Source organism: Rhodothalassium salexigens DSM 2132 (assembly GCF_004341375.1).
GTDB lineage: Bacteria > Pseudomonadota > Alphaproteobacteria > Sphingomonadales > Rhodothalassiaceae > Rhodothalassium > Rhodothalassium salexigens.
Map to the genome: position 1 here is coordinate 47,552 of NZ_SLXO01000014.1, position 15,010 is coordinate 62,561.

General features: G+C 65.2%; 17 protein-coding genes, 1 tRNA gene and 1 rRNA gene. 1 reads left to right on the plus strand and 18 read right to left on the minus strand.

The genetic code is table 11. From position 1 onward, the window contains the following. Window positions 1-138: 138 nt before the first annotated feature. The 14 genes from EV659_RS13895 to EV659_RS13960 form a co-directional block, all read right to left on the minus strand. The gene (locus tag EV659_RS13895; protein ID WP_132709499.1) at window positions 139-567 is read right to left on the minus strand and encodes a DUF6362 family protein; all 429 of its coding nucleotides are present in this window, start codon (window positions 565-567) and stop codon (window positions 139-141) included. Continuing rightward, the gene (locus EV659_RS13900; RefSeq protein ID WP_132709500.1) at window positions 560-760 is read right to left on the minus strand and encodes a hypothetical protein; all 201 of its coding nucleotides are present in this window, start codon (window positions 758-760) and stop codon (window positions 560-562) included. Before EV659_RS13900 ends, EV659_RS13895 begins: the two co-directional genes overlap by 8 nt. Further along, window positions 757-1,293 (minus strand): hypothetical protein, encoded by a 537-nt coding sequence (locus EV659_RS13905; protein WP_132709501.1) that lies wholly within the window; start codon window positions 1,291-1,293, stop codon window positions 757-759. The genes EV659_RS13900 and EV659_RS13905 overlap by 4 nt, the downstream gene beginning before the upstream one ends. A gap of 366 nt (window positions 1,294-1,659) precedes the next feature. Beyond that, window positions 1,660-3,948 carry an AAA family ATPase gene (locus EV659_RS13910; protein ID WP_132709502.1) on the minus strand — a complete coding sequence of 763 codons (2,289 nt, stop codon included), beginning with the start codon at window positions 3,946-3,948 and terminating at the stop codon, window positions 1,660-1,662. Then, complete coding sequence (locus EV659_RS13915; protein WP_132709503.1) at window positions 3,945-4,703, minus strand: PD-(D/E)XK nuclease family protein; 759 nt, start codon at window positions 4,701-4,703, stop codon at window positions 3,945-3,947. The genes EV659_RS13910 and EV659_RS13915 overlap by 4 nt, the downstream gene beginning before the upstream one ends. Further along, the gene (locus tag EV659_RS13920) at window positions 4,703-4,903 is read right to left on the minus strand and encodes a DUF6511 domain-containing protein (RefSeq protein WP_132709504.1); all 201 of its coding nucleotides are present in this window, start codon (window positions 4,901-4,903) and stop codon (window positions 4,703-4,705) included. The genes EV659_RS13915 and EV659_RS13920 overlap by 1 nt, the downstream gene beginning before the upstream one ends. Window positions 4,904-5,133: 230 nt before the next feature. Then, on the minus strand, window positions 5,134-6,801 hold the full coding sequence (locus EV659_RS13925) for a DEAD/DEAH box helicase (RefSeq protein WP_132709505.1): 1,668 nt from the start codon (window positions 6,799-6,801) through the stop codon (window positions 5,134-5,136). 10 nt (window positions 6,802-6,811) lie between these two features. Beyond that, the gene (locus EV659_RS13930) at window positions 6,812-7,414 is read right to left on the minus strand and encodes a hypothetical protein (protein ID WP_132709506.1); all 603 of its coding nucleotides are present in this window, start codon (window positions 7,412-7,414) and stop codon (window positions 6,812-6,814) included. A 17-nt stretch (window positions 7,415-7,431) separates the two neighbouring features. Beyond that, window positions 7,432-8,319 carry an ATP-binding protein gene (locus EV659_RS13935; RefSeq protein ID WP_132709507.1) on the minus strand — a complete coding sequence of 296 codons (888 nt, stop codon included), beginning with the start codon at window positions 8,317-8,319 and terminating at the stop codon, window positions 7,432-7,434. Continuing rightward, on the minus strand, window positions 8,319-8,615 hold the full coding sequence (locus tag EV659_RS13940; protein ID WP_132709508.1) for a hypothetical protein: 297 nt from the start codon (window positions 8,613-8,615) through the stop codon (window positions 8,319-8,321). Before EV659_RS13940 ends, EV659_RS13935 begins: the two co-directional genes overlap by 1 nt. Continuing rightward, window positions 8,612-9,100 carry a hypothetical protein gene (locus EV659_RS13945; protein ID WP_132709509.1) on the minus strand — a complete coding sequence of 163 codons (489 nt, stop codon included), beginning with the start codon at window positions 9,098-9,100 and terminating at the stop codon, window positions 8,612-8,614. The genes EV659_RS13940 and EV659_RS13945 overlap by 4 nt, the downstream gene beginning before the upstream one ends. A 10-nt stretch (window positions 9,101-9,110) precedes the next feature. Continuing rightward, window positions 9,111-9,320 carry a helix-turn-helix transcriptional regulator gene (locus tag EV659_RS13950; protein ID WP_132709510.1) on the minus strand — a complete coding sequence of 70 codons (210 nt, stop codon included), beginning with the start codon at window positions 9,318-9,320 and terminating at the stop codon, window positions 9,111-9,113. A 206-nt stretch (window positions 9,321-9,526) separates the two neighbouring features. After that, the gene (locus EV659_RS13955) at window positions 9,527-11,389 is read right to left on the minus strand and encodes a 7-cyano-7-deazaguanine synthase (protein WP_132709511.1); all 1,863 of its coding nucleotides are present in this window, start codon (window positions 11,387-11,389) and stop codon (window positions 9,527-9,529) included. Next, on the minus strand, window positions 11,386-12,174 hold the full coding sequence (locus EV659_RS13960) for a hypothetical protein (protein ID WP_132709512.1): 789 nt from the start codon (window positions 12,172-12,174) through the stop codon (window positions 11,386-11,388). The genes EV659_RS13955 and EV659_RS13960 overlap by 4 nt, the downstream gene beginning before the upstream one ends. 545 nt (window positions 12,175-12,719) lie before the next feature. Here EV659_RS13960 and EV659_RS13965 point away from each other — a divergent pair. Then, entirely contained in the window at window positions 12,720-13,001 is a 282-nt protein-coding gene (locus EV659_RS13965) for a hypothetical protein (RefSeq protein WP_132709513.1), read from the plus strand. A 47-nt stretch (window positions 13,002-13,048) separates the two neighbouring features. On the opposite strand, the gene EV659_RS13970 is transcribed toward EV659_RS13965, so the two are convergent. The 4 genes from EV659_RS13970 to rrf all read right to left on the minus strand — a co-directional run. Further along, the gene (locus EV659_RS13970) at window positions 13,049-13,510 is read right to left on the minus strand and encodes a hypothetical protein (protein WP_132709514.1); all 462 of its coding nucleotides are present in this window, start codon (window positions 13,508-13,510) and stop codon (window positions 13,049-13,051) included. A gap of 325 nt (window positions 13,511-13,835) precedes the next feature. Then, complete coding sequence (locus EV659_RS13975) at window positions 13,836-14,549, minus strand: metallophosphoesterase family protein (RefSeq protein WP_132709515.1); 714 nt, start codon at window positions 14,547-14,549, stop codon at window positions 13,836-13,838. 229 nt (window positions 14,550-14,778) lie between these two features. Beyond that, window positions 14,779-14,855, minus strand: a tRNA-Met gene (locus tag EV659_RS13980). 76 nt (window positions 14,856-14,931) lie between these two features. Further along, window positions 14,932-15,010: ribosomal RNA gene (gene rrf, locus EV659_RS15270) — 5S ribosomal RNA — on the minus strand; the annotation flags it as partial.

The following is a 15,010-nucleotide window of genomic DNA, read 5'->3' on the forward strand; positions in this document are numbered from 1 at the left end:
ACCGGACCCCGGGATGCCAGCGGCGGCGGCCCGTCCCGCGCGCGCCTCTCCCGAGTATATCCCGTTTGTACCGCCCGAGAGCCGGTTCTGTCCCATCGAAAAGTGTCCGGCGGACACCTTACCCGGTGGCGCGACATGTTACGCGCCACCGGCCAGTTCGATCACGCGCCGCTTGGAGAGACTGCGATTGAACCGCCGCTTGTTGAGCGTCAGCGAGATCACGCAGAGCCCGTAGAGCCAGTGCTGATGGGCGGCCGAGCGTTGCAGGCCGACTGTCCAGCAGATGGTCTTCCACCGCTCGCCATGGGCGCGCATCCAGACGATCTTGCCGTCGTCGGGATCGAGGCAGGCGGTCCAGGTCAGCGTCTCCTCCATCCGGCTGATCGCCTGCGGCGAAGGCAGCACGCGCATGGGCTTGGGCTCCTGGCCCACCTTGTCGGCGAAGCTGTGCATGATCTCGGGCCAGGTGCTAAAGTAGCCCTGCCGTCGCGGCTCGGGCAGCCGCTTGAGCACGAAGGCCGCTTCGGCGAAACGGGCCTCGACGAGCGATGGGGTCCACTTATCCATGGCGCCCTCCCTCGTCGGAGCGGCGCGACCCGTAGAGCTTTTCGCCGAGTTGGCGGACGAGTTCGCGTTCCGGCCAGGTCAGCCGCGTGTCCTCGAGCGAGACGGCGAGCAGACCCTGCTCGCGCCAGCCCTCGCGCTTCACCTGTTCCGGATCGCGGCGCTGGCCGCCGTAGCCTTTCGGGTGCCACCTCATTGCACACCTCCTTCCGTCTCGATTGCCCAGAGCAGGAGCGCGATGGCGTCCGCCTCGTTGTCGTCGGCCGGCGAGAAGCCCCGGGCCTGCGCCGCCGCGATCATGGCGGCCTTGTTGGCGTTGCCCTTGCCGGTGGCGTGGCGCTTGATGGTGCCGACGGGAACGCCCTGATAGGGCACGCCGCGCAGCTCGGCCCAGGCGGTGAGCGTGGCCATGAGCCCGCCGTAAACATGCGCGGCGTCCGTGCCGGCGTGGCGGCGGACCTCCTCGAACCAGATCGCGGCGATCGGTCCCGACAGGCGATCGATCTCGGTCAGCCAGTTGGTGAAGCGCAGGTAGCGCATGCCGCCGCCATCGAAGCGACCGGGGCGGAAGGAGACGGTGCCGGAGTTGATCAGCCCATCGGCTCCGTGCAGGGCCCACCCCGTGGTGGTGCCGAGATCGAGTGCGAGCAAGGTGCGATCGGCGGGGTGCGCGACAGGCAGATCGGGGGTTGCTTCGCGTCTGCTGGTGGCGAGGGTCAGGTCAGCCATGGGTGGTCTCCTCTTCTGGTTGGCTGCTCGGGTGGAAGACGACGGCGGTCTGGTGCCTGGGCAAGTCGGGACCGCCGTCGTCGGATCGGGATGTGCAGAGAGGGTCGAGGCCCGCGCGCGGATACCCATCGACGTATGGGAGGAGAGGCCAAACCTGCCGGTTGGCCTCCCCATACGTAGTATGGGGGCTTCCCCACTCGCCTCATGTTTTGGGCGTAAGGCGCTGTTTTGATTGCGATTTTGCAGGACGGGCGATGAGAAAGGTCCATGAGGAGGGCCTTTCTCATCCTCATGGCCAACCCATTGATTTCATTGGGCCATGAGGAAGGGATGAGAATGAGGAAGGCCGCGCTCATGATGAGGAAGTCAGTCATGGACCTCCTCCGGATAGACCCAGACGTAGGGGTTCTCGACCTCGCGCGCGCGGCCGGAATGGGGGCATTTGTAATGGGTCGGCAGGACCGCGACGCCCTCTCCGAGAACCTCACCGGTCTCGGCGTCGATGACGGGATCGCGGCCGAAGCGCATGTCCCGGACGACGAGATACCCGAAATGCGATTGCGTGCCGGGGAAGCCATGCTCCGAAAAATTCCGGCGGAACTTGATCTGCCCCTTGGTGGCGAGAACCGCGAGCCGTTCGCGGATGCTATAGCGCCCGCCAAGGTCGTGCTGGTTCTCGAACGCTTCGGCAAACTGGGTGGCGGTGTAGAGCCGTCCCTCGGCCGCCTCGTCGAAGATCAGCCCGAGGACGACCAGGTTCTTGCGGTCCCGCTCCGCGTCATGCCTGGCGCCCAGGTCCTTGCGCACCAGCCGCTCGCTGCTCGGGTTGAACTCGGTCCAGGTACCATTCACCTTGTCGACCACCTTGGCAGGCAGCGCGGGGCCGTTGCGCAGTTCGATCTCCAGCCGGCGCTCGCTGGCGTCTTCGTCGGGCCGATGCAGGATCAGGCCGGTGGTGTAGAAGCCGCGGAGCGCGCTGGCGCCGGAGAGCGCGAGGAACGGATCTTCCTTCACCTGGTGCTTCGAGAGCTTCTTGGTGTGGTGGACGAGGATCACGCCGCAGTCGGGATTGACGTGGTCGCGCAGCACCTCGACCCGGTCCTTGAGGAAGAACATCATGGCGACGTTGTCGTTCTCGCCGCCGCCGTCGGGCCCGCCGTCGAAGAGGTTCCGGATCGGGTCGATGCAGAGGATGTCGAGCGGTTCGTCGGGGAATGCGGCCCTGATTGCCTCGGCCACGCGCGCGCTGCCCTCGGCATCGAGCAGCATCTGCAGCTTCGGCGTGACGATCAGATTGTCACGCGCGGCGGCGATTAGCGGGAGCGGCAGGCCGATCTGCTGCATGCGCTCGCGCAGGTAGTGATACTGGATCTCGGCCTGCAGGTAGAAGATCCGCAGCGGCCGTGGCGGCGTGAAACCGAGGAAGGGCGCACCCGCCGCCATGTGCACGAGCAAGGCGATCAGCAGGTCGCTCTTGCCCACCTTGGGCGCGCCGCCCAGCACCAGGAGCCCGCCCGGGGTGAGCACCCGCGGGCCGATGATGTCGTCGGGCATCGGGCTCGTGTCGTCGAGCAGCGCCCCCAGCGTGAAGGTCGGCAGGTCGGTCTGCGCCGATGCTGCGCTGTCGAGGCGGATCAGCGGCGGCCCGTGCCGCTTGATGTGCAACGCCCACAGGCGGTTCGTCTCGCGCTTCAGCCGGTCGAGCGGCCAGGCGGGACGGAGCATCGCGGCGTTGTAGCCGCAGATCGCCGTCCAGCCCTCGTCCATCGACATCCGGCCCGCGTGGACCAGCCGCAGGAAATACCCTATGGCGGCCGAGGCGCCCTCGAAGCGGGACCAGTCATCCATGCCGCCCTCGTGCACCGGGGTCATGAGCACGTCGTCGATGGCGGGGTTCTCGCGGGGCTCGGCCGTGGCCACGCCGACGCCCGGCATGGGCGGCATGTTGGCGACGCGCTCGGCCATTTCAGCCAGATCGACCTCGAGCTCGGAAGCCTCGCGGATCTGTACGAGCCGGGTGGGCCCGCCCTTGTGATAGACGGTACCGGGCACCCGGATCGGCTGGTGGGCCGAGCGGAAATGCGTGTCGCCGCCAACCTTCAGCGCGATCTCGCCGCGGAGTTGGCAAAGCAGGGCGAGGTCGGTGCCCTCCGCAGGCTCTGTCAGCTTCCACCAGACATGCAGCTTGGTCGCACCCTGGGGCGTGCGCCCGCCGCTCTCGACGATCAGCGTCGGCCGGCTAAGGTGCTGGAGGAGGTAATCAAGCTTCGCCGGGATGTTGCCCGAGTCGAGATCGACCACGAGGCTCTGCATCTGCAGGACATCGGCGGCGCGGGCCTGGCCGGTTTCCGCAACCGTGCCGGGGATCACGTAGACCGCCGCGCCCTCGCGTGCTGCCCAGCCCGCGAAGGTGGCGAGTTTCTGGGGCGCAGCGGCATCCGCGTCGATCCAGATGTTGTGCGGTCGGCCGTCCTTGCCCTGCCCCTTGTCGACGAAGCCGCGGACCGGGATCAGGCCTTCGGAATAGCCGAAGACGACATCGACGAAGCGGGCGATCTGGTCCGCGTCCGGTTCGACCGCGAAGGGATCGCCCAAGGGCGCCGCGTCGTTGAAGTCCCGCCAGGGGTTGAAGTGGATGATGTTGTCGTCGCTCATGCCGGCAGGCTCCAGCAGCGCTCCGCCCACGGGCAGAACCGGCATTCGAAGAAGTCGCGATGGGCGGCGATGCGCGGCAGCAACTCGCCCGCGTCCGTCGCCCGCAGGATCCGCACACCCCGGTCCGACATGCGCTGCGCGATATCGGCATCGAAGGGCACGAGCTCGTGGTGCAACTCGGCGGTGTCCTTGTTGATCGCGGTGAAGAGCGCGCGGGCGGCGCTGATGCCCGGCACCGCGGCTTCCATGTAGGCCTGGTAGAGCGCGATCTGGGTGGCATAGACCGGCTTCGCGACGGCCACGCCCTTGGCCACCGTCTCGCGCCAGTTCTGCGCGTTCATCGTCTTGCATTCCCAGAGCGCCGGGGTGCGTAGCCCCAACGCCGCTGGGGCCTCGGCGACGATCCCGTCGACATGGCCACGGATGCGCCCGCCCGCGACCGAGAAGCCGAACTGGCCGCCCTCGCGTTTCTGGGTGACCAGATCGAGCCCCGCCGCCCGCAGCCAGCGGATCGCGAGATCCTCGAGCGCATGCCCGATCGCGAAGATCCGCAGCGACCGGCCGGAGAAGGCCTGGCCCTCGTCCTTCGGCGCGCCTGCGAATTCGAACTGTAGCGCCCGCTCGCAGGCATGGCCGAGCCGGGACGCGCCGAGGTAATCGCGCGGCGGCTTGGCAGCGCGTTCGGCCTCGAGCGCGGCATCCACGGCGGCGTTGATCCGTTCGGCGGTGCCGGAGCGGTGGTTGAAGTCCAGCATCAGAACGGGACCTCCGACTCCGCCGCGATCTCGGCCATCTCGGCGCGGAACGCCTCGACGGTGGTCACGATCAGCCGATGCATGTCGTTCTGGGTCAGCTGGCCCAGCGGCCGGTCCCAGCCGATGCGCTCCATCTCAGGGGCAAGCGCGCGCATGACGGCGGGCAGCGCCTGGGTTTCCTCTTCGGTGAAATCGACCATGCTCAGTCCTCTCTTTGCTTTGCGGGTGAACGCCGCCTGGCAGCCCATGGAACAGAACCAGCGGCGGGTTTGGGTGTGGTCCCGGCGCGGCCGGTGGGGGTCGAACCAGCCGAAGCCGCGGGTGCGCGCGCTGCAGACGGCGCAGAGCACCGGGCGCGGATGCCAGCAGCGATCAAAGCTCGGTCGATCCGGAGCCGCTGTGGGCGGGGATGGGACTTGCGCGACATGGTTCACGCCGCCCTCCGCTCGGGCGCGGCCGACATGACAAGCCGGCGGATGTCGCGCCGGTTGAACTGGAAGGTGATCAGCGCCGAGGCGCGGTAGCGGGTGAGCCCGTAGTCCTGCCGCTGCGCCGGCGAGAGGTACTGGAGTTGTTTCTCTGTCGGCGCCTGGCCCAGCCAGCGCCGGGACTTGAACGCACTCTCGTCGGTCTCATGCTCGTTCAACCAGTCGTCGGCCTGCGCCAGGCAGACGGTGCGCTCGCCGACCCCGAGGAGGCGCGTCCGCTCATTCTTCCCGCCGCCTACGGCATGCCAGCGCCCCTCAAGGAAGAACACGCCGCCCCAAGCATTGAAACCGCTTGCCATGAGCGCGGACTCGTCATCGAAGAGATCCTCCCAGGCGAAGCTGGAGCGCTTGAGAAGGTCGATCTCGGACATGACCACGCTGTCGAGCGGCGGCGCCCCGTCGCTCAGGAACTCGTATCCGCAGATCGGGCAATGGCGGGCTGCGAGCGGGACCGTCGCCTCGCATTCCGGGCAGGTCTTCGTCGGCGCATCGCAAGGCGTTGGATCGCGACCGTCGAGATCGACGTCCTGCTCCAGCGTGCCGTGCGTCAGGCTTGAGATCCCGAAATCCAGCACGATGCAGTCGGTCTTGACGATGCCGGGATGCTCGACGGGATCGACCGTGCGCAAGCCCCGCCCGACCATCTGGATCATGGTGGACTTGCAGGAGCTCGGCCGCAGCAGCACCACGCAGGAAGTCGGCGGGTGGTCCCAGCCCTCGGTCAGCACCGCCACGTTGACGACGACCTGGATCTCGCCAGAGGCATAGGCCGCGAGGATCCGGCGCCGCGTCTCGGACCCGATATCGCCGTGGATGACGCCGGCGGGGATCCCGTGGCCATTGAAGGCTTCGGCAACATTATCGGCGTGGGCGATCGTCGAGCAGAAGACCACGGTCTGCCGGTCGCCGGCCTTTTCGCGCCAGTGCCGGATGATCTCGGCCGTGACCGGTGCGCGGTTCATGATCTCCGCAACCGCGCCCATGTCGTAGTCGGACGCGGTCTTGCGCACGGCGCGCAGCTTCTCCTGCACGCCCACATCGATTACGAAGGTGCGCGGCGGCACGAGGTGACCCGAGGCAATGAGTTCGGCCAGCGTGACCTGGTCGCCAACATTGTCGAAGACCTCGCGCAGTCCCTTCCGGTCGCCGCGGTTGGGCGTCGCCGTGACGCCGAAGATGCGGGCCTCGGGATTGGCGTCGCGCACGCGGTCGATGATCCGACGATAGCTGTCGGCCACCGCGTGATGCGCCTCGTCGATCACCAGCAGATCGAGCCGTGGCATCGCCTTCAGGCTCGCCGAGCGCGACAGCGTCGGCGCCATGGCGAAGGTGACCTGGCCGACCCATGACTTGGAGCCGGCATCTACCTGGGACGTGGTCACCTCCGGGTTGACCCGGGCGAACTTCGCACGGTTCTGGCCGGTCAGCTCGTCACGATGGGCGAGAACGCAGGCCTTGGCCTCCGTCTCCTCCACAAGCTTTCCGGTGACGGCCGAGAGCATGATCGTCTTGCCCGCGCCCGTGGGCGCGACGCCGAGCGTGTTGCCGTGCTTCGAGAGCGCAGCGAGGCTGCGCTCCACGAAGACTTTCTGGCGGGGACGCAGCCGCATCGGACGCTCCTCACTGCGCCCAGGCCGGACGGCCGGGGGCCGCCGGAGCGGTGGGCTTCGGTGCCGCCGCCGGCTGCGGCGCGGGCTGCGCAGGCGGCTGGTAGCCATGCCCGGCCGTGCCCATGACCTGCGCATAGTCGCGATGGTCGGGCGTGACCGCGGCACGGATCTCGTTCTTGTCCTCGCCCATCGCATCGGAGCCGATGTCGATGCGCGCGACAAACTCGAGCCCGTCGAGATCGGCGAAGCCGTTGATCCGACGTGCCGCCTGCGCCTCGGGCGAGGTGTCCTTGTCCGAGATCCCGCGCGCCGAGTTCAGCATGCCGCGGACGAGGCTGCGGCCCATATTGGCCCAGTCCGGCCCCTTGGGGCTGTGCAGCCCGATCAGGGTGAAGATCTTCCGCCGGGCATAGGGGCCCTCGAGCACCGTGAACTCGCCATTGAGATACACCGCACCAGTGGCACCGCGCGTGGCGTATCCGCCGGCCCAGCCCTGGGCCGGATCGTCGAATCCGCCCGGACGGATCGTCAGGCGCACCTTGGCCAGCGTTCCCTTGGGGATGATGTTGCTGTTCTGCTTGGCGTCGTTGAAATCGTTCCAGGATCCAGTCATGGCTGGCGTCTCCTCGTTCAGGCGTTTTCGGAATGGGTGGGGGCGTCGGCGGCCGGGGCCGTCACGGTCCGGGGCGGACTGCGATAGTCGAGCCGCTCGGAGGCGGGCTTCACGGGTCCGCGGATCTTGGCCATCAGGCGGCCGAGATGCGGCTCCTCAATCGGATCGAGACGGCCGGAGCGATCCTTCGCCGGGAAGTTCCATGGGTTGATCGTCTGGCAGACGAAGGCACGGTACGGCGCGCCGGCCCCGTCCTTGATCTCGGCCATCGTCAGGACCTCATCGACGATGCCCGGCAGCTCGAGGCCGGCCTTCGAGCCATCGATCTGCGGAAGGAAGATGCGCCGATTGAAGTCGTCGAGCTTCTCGTCGAGGATCCCGACGAACCAGACGTTCTTCGCCCGCGTGTGCTGCAGATGCGTGAGCCACGCGATCATCTCGCGGCCGTGCAGGCCGTAGGCGCCGCGGACATCGGGCTTGCCGGTCTTCTCAGAGAACGCCTCGGGCTGCCCCTTGCACCATTGGAAGCAGAGCCGCCCGGCGACGGTGATCGAGTCGATGAAGACCGTGTGGTAGCGGTCGAGCGAAGCCGGATTGCCGAAACGCTCGCACACCGCCGCGTAGTGGGCATCGCTGTAGACCTGGTCGTCCCGCAGCGCCGGATTGGGTCCACCGATGAAGACCGCGAAGTCGCGGCACTCGGCCCATGTGCGCGGCCGGACGCTGTCGCCGGACCATCCCTCGATGGCCAGGTCGCCCGCCTCCAGGTCGATGAACAATGTAGTGGCGGGGTCGAGCGTCCAGAGAAGCGAGGTCTTGCCGATCCCGGACTTGCCGAAGATCGTTCCCTTGACGCCGCGCGGCTCGGCGAGACGCTGATCGGCGGAGATGATCGGGAGGGCCATCACTTCCCTCCCTTCGCTGCGATCAGGGCGTCGATCGCGATGTCCGCGCCGAGCGCGCCGGCCTTGCGGGCCTCATCGTGAAGGGTGCGCACCGCATCGATCTCGCGGTAGAGCGCCAATGCCTGCTCGTTCAGCCCGATGAGGGCGAAGGCCAGGTCGTCGATCGAGGCCGCCCCGACCGGCTTGACGGTCTCGTCGCGACGGTCGGCGATGGCCGGCACCCGGATGGTCTCGGGCAGCTTTTCCAGCGCGTAATGCTGCTCGCGGAGCACCGCGAGTTTCTTCGTGATGCTCATGACGTCACCTCGGTGTTCAGGGAAAGACGAAAGCTGGGCTTGCCGGTGCGGACGGTGCGCGCGTCCTCGACGGTGGAGCGGATGTGGCTCGGCCAGGCCGCGAACTTGCGCTCGGGCACCTTGATCACGACGTCGACGTATTCAGTGGGTTCGTCGCCCTCGGCCCGGATGCGTTCGACGAGAGCGGCGAGCATCGCCTGGTCCCAATCGACGCGCTTCGGCAAATCGGCGATCACGATGACCGCGCCGTCGTCGAAGCGGATGGTCCCGGTGTCCTTGCCGGCCGCTTGGCGTGCTGCGTGGGCGCGGTCGCCGTACTTGAGCGCGACGGCCCCATCGAGCCAGTCGCAGACGGTCTTGGCGCGGCGCAGGGCGTCGGAGGCATCGTCCTGCAGGAGGGCAAGTTGTTCGCCGGACAGAGCGGCGATGTCGCCGACGGCCATGCGCCGGAGCTCATCGAGGGAGATGCGGTTGGAGATCGTCATCACCGCCCCCTCACGCTGCAGGCTTGCTGGGGTGGTCGGCGGTGCTCGCGCGGATCTGCTCGCGCTCGTACTCCTCGACGTCTTCGAGGCGGTACACGACCCGGCCACCGATCTTGATGAACGCGGGCCCGTCGCCCGTCCAGCGCCAGCGCTCAAGGGTGCGGTGGCTGATGTTCCAGCGAGCGGCTAGCTCGATCTGGTTCAAATGCCTGAGTGACATAGGTGTAACTCCGTTGATGTGCCTTCCGCTTCATCCAGCCGCTTTGGAGCGCCTGGATATGCGAGCATTTTCAACGTGTTACGGACGCAGATATATAATCAGGCCTCGTCTTTCTTGTGACGTCGGCGCACGAAAAAGCCCCGGAATCCGGGGCTTTCAGCGGGCGAGTTGTGACGTCGGGTAGATCGGGCCGTGACGTAATCGGCTCAAGCTTGTGATGTGACCGCGGTATCGACCCGGATGTCCCCGACCGAGACCTCCCGCCATTCGGGGTTCAGGCGATAGCCAGCGCGCTCCTTCGTTTGGACAAACGAATCTTGGTCCAGCGGGATGCCGAGCGTCACGGTCAGCGGTTCGATGGCCTTTCGCAATCGCCCAAGTTGCTGACGCATCGACTGGTCGCTGAGGCCAAGTCGGTCCGCCAAGTCGGTGGCGGGTAAGAAGGGGACGTCTTCTCTTTGCCTCTTGGCTTCCCGAAAGTTCTCGATCAGCGCTTCGACCACGCGGAAATTCGCACCTTCAAGGTAATGGCTTCCCTGAAACAGAACGCGCTTGTCATCCTGGTCGAAAGCGAATTCGAGGACAGGGGCGACAAGGCGATCCATAAATGCCTTGGCCTGTACGTCGTAATGGGAAGGCGGTGGCGCTTCGATGTGACCCCGGCTGAAACAGGTTGCCAGCAACGAGCCGGACGGTAACTCGCGCCGGTACAACGGACCTATATGCTCGGAAACCGCTGTGGTGATGACCTCCTCGACCGATTTCGCATGGCGCTGAAAGAGGTCGTAGACGTGGTCGCCCGCGTCTTGGGTGGACAGGCCGGAAAAACGGTCGAGCGCCGACACCACCTCGGGGAAGTCCACGAGAAACCGCTCCTTGGGGGTTGCCGCAACCCTTTGGAAGAACGAGACGTAGCTCAGGGCCATGCGCAGATCGTCATCGGCACTGCGATCGGCGAGGAGAAGGTCACGCATGTAGTTCTCGGCCGGCTCGTGGCCTCCCATGCCTGCAGCGAGCACGGCGAAGCGCCGGTCGATGCACTGCGAACAGACGCCACAATGTTTCTGCTTTTCGGTCCATTTTCGTGGACGGGTGCAACTGACAGTCTCGCCGAGCATGTCGGCCACGCCCGCTTCCTTGATTTTCTGAGTCACCTCCTTCTTGGTCAGCCACTGCAGCGGCGTTTGGATCTCGATCTGGCGGCCCAAGAGCAGTGAGAACAATGCCTCCAATCCGCGCAGCACCTTCGGGTGCGTGGTGCGCGTAGCACGGCCGCCGACGACATCGCCCGCCAATGGTGGATTGATGCTGACGACGCCGTTCTCATAGAAGCTGAACCTGTCCTTTCCGGACATCCTCGCGACCACGAGCCCAAGGCAGGCAAAAAGGAAGGACCGCGTTCGCTGTGTGAATTCGCGAGCCCGCTCATTTTCGTTACTGACCCAAACCGGAATGTAGGAAACCCGTCGATCCAAGCCCCGCTGCCGCAGACCTTGAATCAGGTTCTCCTGGACCGCGCGGACCTTGGTGGAAGAGTAATGCCCGACAAGCGTGACCGATTTCCCGAGAGTGACAATATCATTGACTGCCCCTGCGAACGAATCCACGCCCCCGGAGAACAAGGCGACCTCGTCATGCTCCGCTGACGCATCCAGGAGATCTGGAAAGTACAGCTCCCGTGGCTGGACTGGAGCCTCGGCTATTCGAAAATCAAACTCGTAGCTGTCGTCCGACAAGAAGCCGAGAGTGTCAGCCAAAACCTCCTGTACGCCAGGATCCTGCCATACCTCTAAATGGCGCACAGGGATAGAGAAGCGAAGGCTACGTCGCCAACTCTCGCCGAAATTCCGCAGTTTTTCAGACCCCCGAACAAGCCTCTGATCTGCACAGTAGACGTAAGCCGCAACTTCGAGCAAGTCGATCAATAATTCAGGGACATTTCCAAGCATCGTCCGGCTAATATAGTCGATGCGCAGATTGACATTCTTGGCGACCCCTTGGACATCCATAGCGATCGCGTCTGCCGCCGAGGGTTGAGAGGCACCGCATTCAATCAAGTACCGTTTCACGGTGCCCCCTTTCTGATGTCGAGTTCGATCCGCATTTTCTCAGCTGCATGGGCAGAGAATCGACGAACGTCGTCTCGCAATATCTGTTTGCCATCCCTGTAGTGGTTCTTGCCCAACCAGTCTTTGGCGAAAGCGCGCATGATGAGGGCCGACTCGTCACAGTGGCGTCGGATGGAATCATTGAATGCACGGAGATCGTGAACAGATCGCGCGACCCTGCCGGCACCCACCATGTTGTGGATGTTTCGATCCACGTAGTAGTGGATCACGCGTTCGGCGAAGTTTGCATAAAAACGATGAGCAAGAGCCGCAAATTGCTCCGTTCCCTTCAGAGCTGCGACCGACGCCTGCACATCGATTGATGTTGGAGCCCATAGGGTCGGCAACGCGCCTCGCACCGCTTCGCCCAAAGCCGAGAGGCCGGCACGGCGCGCTATCTCGCCAAGGTCTGTCGCCCCAGCGTGCAATCGCCTCTGAACCTTCTCAATAGCGCGATCATAGCTGACGAGCACATCTGATAGGGAAGCTGGCGCCATATCCGCCATGCCCAGATCATTGAGGTTGGCCGGGAAGTCTTTCGAATCGGCCGCCTGCGGAACCCTGATAAGAAGCCAAAGGGCCTCGATGAATACAGGGTCTTTCCGGGCAAGCTTCAGTGCGTCCCGGCCAACCTCGGTGACTTGGTCGACCAGATCCTCGGTCGGCGTACCGCCGGTCACCAGATACCTGACGATTTCAGGCAACAAGCGGTAAGCAGGAAGCTTTCCGAGACGCTGATGGCCCATCGCGCAGCTATCCGCGCCGAACTCGGGTCGCCCTCGATCGAGGGTTCAGCCAAAAGTGCCCCAGCATCAGAAGGACCTTTCGTTAAGCTCAAAATAATAAAAGGAACCCGAATCCTGCTTTGATTATTATAATGCCAACAAAAGATCCGTTTCTCAACCATCGCTTCAGGACAGACGCATCGGGGCTTGGGCAGAGGGGCGCCATCTCAAGGGCTGGACAGAAGACGGAAGCGTTCATGCCGCCACATTGGCCGGCTGATCCCAGATGTGCAGGTGGAAACGCCCTATCGGCGGCTCCAGAGCGCGAAACTCACAGCTTTGGAAACGTCAGCGATGGCCGCGTCTCTTGTGTCAAAGAGATTCAGCCCGTCCCCCGAAAAGGTCCGTCTCGCTCCAGTGACTACCGAACCCGATCGGCGGAAAACTACGCGAAGGGGGCGATATTCTGTTTCAGGTTGGCACTCTCCAACGCTCTCAGATAATGGCTCCGGCCCTCGCCCCGGATCACGGGCCATGGACAACCACCCGAAGCGGGCATCGCATTCATGACAAAGTGCGCCATCCGGGTTGGGATGGGCGGCCCGAGCACGGCGCAGCGCGAGGAGCAGGACGCCGAGGCCGCGGTGGCGGGGCTCGCCTCGAGCAAGGCGGCGGGCAGCGGCATCCACAAGGCCACCGGCGGGGCCTCCCGTCTGGGCAAGGCTGCGGGGTCCGCGATGAGCAACCGCAACCCGCAGGTCAAAAAGCATGACGAGAAGGAGGCGAAAAAGCAGCAGCAGGAAGACAGCGTGCCGAAGGATAATGAAAGAGGTAAAGACGGCGTATAAAAAAGAGCCGGGCCTTAGCCCGGCTCTTCCAACATCTAACGCGACGATCAGACGATCTGGCGCGGCACCCGGGCGTTTATTGTATCCGCCAGATCGGGGCGTTCTTCGCGGATCGGCGCGAGCTTGTCCCGTATGAACTGTTCGAGATAGGGACCGAACGCCTCGTTGACGCCGTCGATCGACCTTTTCCGCCCGCTGGCCAGCTCCTGAATCACTCGCAGGCGGATGGTCGATATCTCCTTGTGGATCTCGCGTTCTGCTTTGACGGCATGAGACACTTGATAGTTATGCTTATTCCGGTCGACAAAATCGTCCCGTTCCGCCTTGAGCTTTTCCGCCCGCTGGCGCTGGAAATCAGCCTCGGCCCGCGCGTCCTTCAGGCCGCTTTCCGCCATGCGCCGGTCGCGGTCGGCGATCATCGCATCATGTTCGGCGTTCCGGGCGTCCGCCAGCGCCGAATGGAAGGCGTAGCTCGAATGCCCCGAGCTGAGAAAACGTTCCGACCCCATGATAGCCTCCATGGTCTTACCAATCGTATACCATACAGATCATGACCGATCACATTTTTCAAGTAACGGGCTTGGTCCGGCTTTGGCGCCCCCCTGGGTGCCGCGGCCGATACCGTGGCCGACATAAAGGGTCGTTTTCGCCTCCCTTTCCTCGACCGCTTTACGCTCCTATCCCGGTCTGCCTGACCGGCCGCTGATGGCGATCACGCGGCCCTGCGCCCGCCCAAAGCCGCGTTTGGGCCCCGCCCACAGGGCGCGGCGGCGCGGCAGTGACGGTCCGTGGGTCCGGTGGCGACGGCGTTTCAAGGGGCCGGGGTCCGGCTGGTCACGGGCGCGTCGCCGGGGCGATCCAGCACTCGGCCAGGTCGAGCCCGCGCACCGCTTGGCCCGCCGGCGTGCGCGCCTCATAGGCCACATGATGGTGGCCGTGGACGATCAGCGCCGCCCCGCAGGCCGCAGCCGCCCGCTCGACACCGTAAAAGCCCCGCTGCTCGGTCCAGGGCGCGGGCAAGGGGTCGAGCCGCGGCGCCTCGTGGGCCACCAGGATATCGGCCTGGGATTGGGCCAGCGCGGCGATGTCCTCGGGGTAGATATGCTGGCGACGCTTGCGCGGCAGCCCCCCGCGCCAGCGGTCACCCTTGCGGGTTCGCTGCACCACCTCGTCGCGGGTGTGGACCGTCGGCGCGTCGTCGGGGCCTTGCGGGTACCAGGTCCGGCGATGGAAGATGCCGCCGAGACCCGCGACCCGCACGCCGCCCATGGTCACCGCGCGGCCGTGCAGGTTGCGCCCGGCCCAGCGGCTTTCGAACAGGAAGTCGTGATAAGCCTCGGTGTCGAAGTCGTGGTTGCCGGCGATCCAATAGGCCGGCACGCCGGCGGCGTCGAGATAGGCCAGTTCCTCGTCGATCGGCCGGTCGAGCCCCATGTCGCCGACGATCACCACGCCGTCGAGCCCGTCGAGACGAACCCGGCTTTCCAGGGCAAAGCGGATCTCGCGCCAGGCGCCATGGGGATCGCCGACGAACGCAATACCCCCCATGGCCGCTCCTTTGCCAATTCACTGCCCACAACAACGACCCAGCCATAGCAGCCCGGCGCCACCGCGTCAGCCACCCCCGGCACCCGCAGGGGCTCTCCAAGCGGCAAGATTTACGCAGTGATATGAAGGACTTCGGCCCCTCTTGCTTCCACAGTGCTTCCACGGGCTCGATGGGAACATAGGCGTAGAATCAAAACGCCCGCTAAGTTTTTGACTTAGCGGGCGAATTTGGTTGCGGGGGCAGGATTTGAACCTGCGACCTTCAGGTTATGAGCCTGACGAGCTACCGGACTGCTCCACCCCGCGCTGGGAGGCCTGGGTGTTGTGTGTGTGCGGTGGGGGAGATGAGGGATTGTGGATGGGTTTTTCCTGTTCTTGGCAGACCTGGCGGCGACCTACTCTTCCACGCCTTAAGACGCAGTACCATCGGCGCGGTCGCCTTTCACGGCCGAGTTCGGGAT

What these genes read in the sequence shown, in the direction of transcription:
- EV659_RS13895 (WP_132709499.1), bottom strand. Translation starts at nt 567, where the DNA reads ATGGATAAGTGGACCCCATCGCTCGTCGAGGCCCGTTTCGCCGAAGCG.
- EV659_RS13900 (WP_132709500.1), bottom strand. Translation starts at nt 760, where the DNA reads ATGAGGTGGCACCCGAAAGGCTACGGCGGCCAGCGCCGCGATCCGGAA.
- EV659_RS13905 (WP_132709501.1), bottom strand. Translation starts at nt 1,293, where the DNA reads ATGGCTGACCTGACCCTCGCCACCAGCAGACGCGAAGCAACCCCCGAT.
- EV659_RS13910 (WP_132709502.1), bottom strand. Translation starts at nt 3,948, where the DNA reads ATGAGCGACGACAACATCATCCACTTCAACCCCTGGCGGGACTTCAAC.
- EV659_RS13915 (WP_132709503.1), bottom strand. Translation starts at nt 4,703, where the DNA reads ATGCTGGACTTCAACCACCGCTCCGGCACCGCCGAACGGATCAACGCC.
- EV659_RS13920 (WP_132709504.1), bottom strand. Translation starts at nt 4,903, where the DNA reads ATGGTCGATTTCACCGAAGAGGAAACCCAGGCGCTGCCCGCCGTCATG.
- EV659_RS13925 (WP_132709505.1), bottom strand. Translation starts at nt 6,801, where the DNA reads ATGCGGCTGCGTCCCCGCCAGAAAGTCTTCGTGGAGCGCAGCCTCGCT.
- EV659_RS13930 (WP_132709506.1), bottom strand. Translation starts at nt 7,414, where the DNA reads ATGACTGGATCCTGGAACGATTTCAACGACGCCAAGCAGAACAGCAAC.
- EV659_RS13935 (WP_132709507.1), bottom strand. Translation starts at nt 8,319, where the DNA reads ATGGCCCTCCCGATCATCTCCGCCGATCAGCGTCTCGCCGAGCCGCGC.
- EV659_RS13940 (WP_132709508.1), bottom strand. Translation starts at nt 8,615, where the DNA reads ATGAGCATCACGAAGAAACTCGCGGTGCTCCGCGAGCAGCATTACGCG.
- EV659_RS13945 (WP_132709509.1), bottom strand. Translation starts at nt 9,100, where the DNA reads ATGACGATCTCCAACCGCATCTCCCTCGATGAGCTCCGGCGCATGGCC.
- EV659_RS13950 (WP_132709510.1), bottom strand. Translation starts at nt 9,320, where the DNA reads ATGTCACTCAGGCATTTGAACCAGATCGAGCTAGCCGCTCGCTGGAAC.
- EV659_RS13960 (WP_132709512.1), bottom strand. Translation starts at nt 12,174, where the DNA reads ATGGGCCATCAGCGTCTCGGAAAGCTTCCTGCTTACCGCTTGTTGCCT.
- EV659_RS13965 (WP_132709513.1), top strand. Translation starts at nt 12,720, where the DNA reads ATGACAAAGTGCGCCATCCGGGTTGGGATGGGCGGCCCGAGCACGGCG.
- EV659_RS13970 (WP_132709514.1), bottom strand. Translation starts at nt 13,510, where the DNA reads ATGGGGTCGGAACGTTTTCTCAGCTCGGGGCATTCGAGCTACGCCTTC.
- EV659_RS13975 (WP_132709515.1), bottom strand. Translation starts at nt 14,549, where the DNA reads ATGGGGGGTATTGCGTTCGTCGGCGATCCCCATGGCGCCTGGCGCGAG.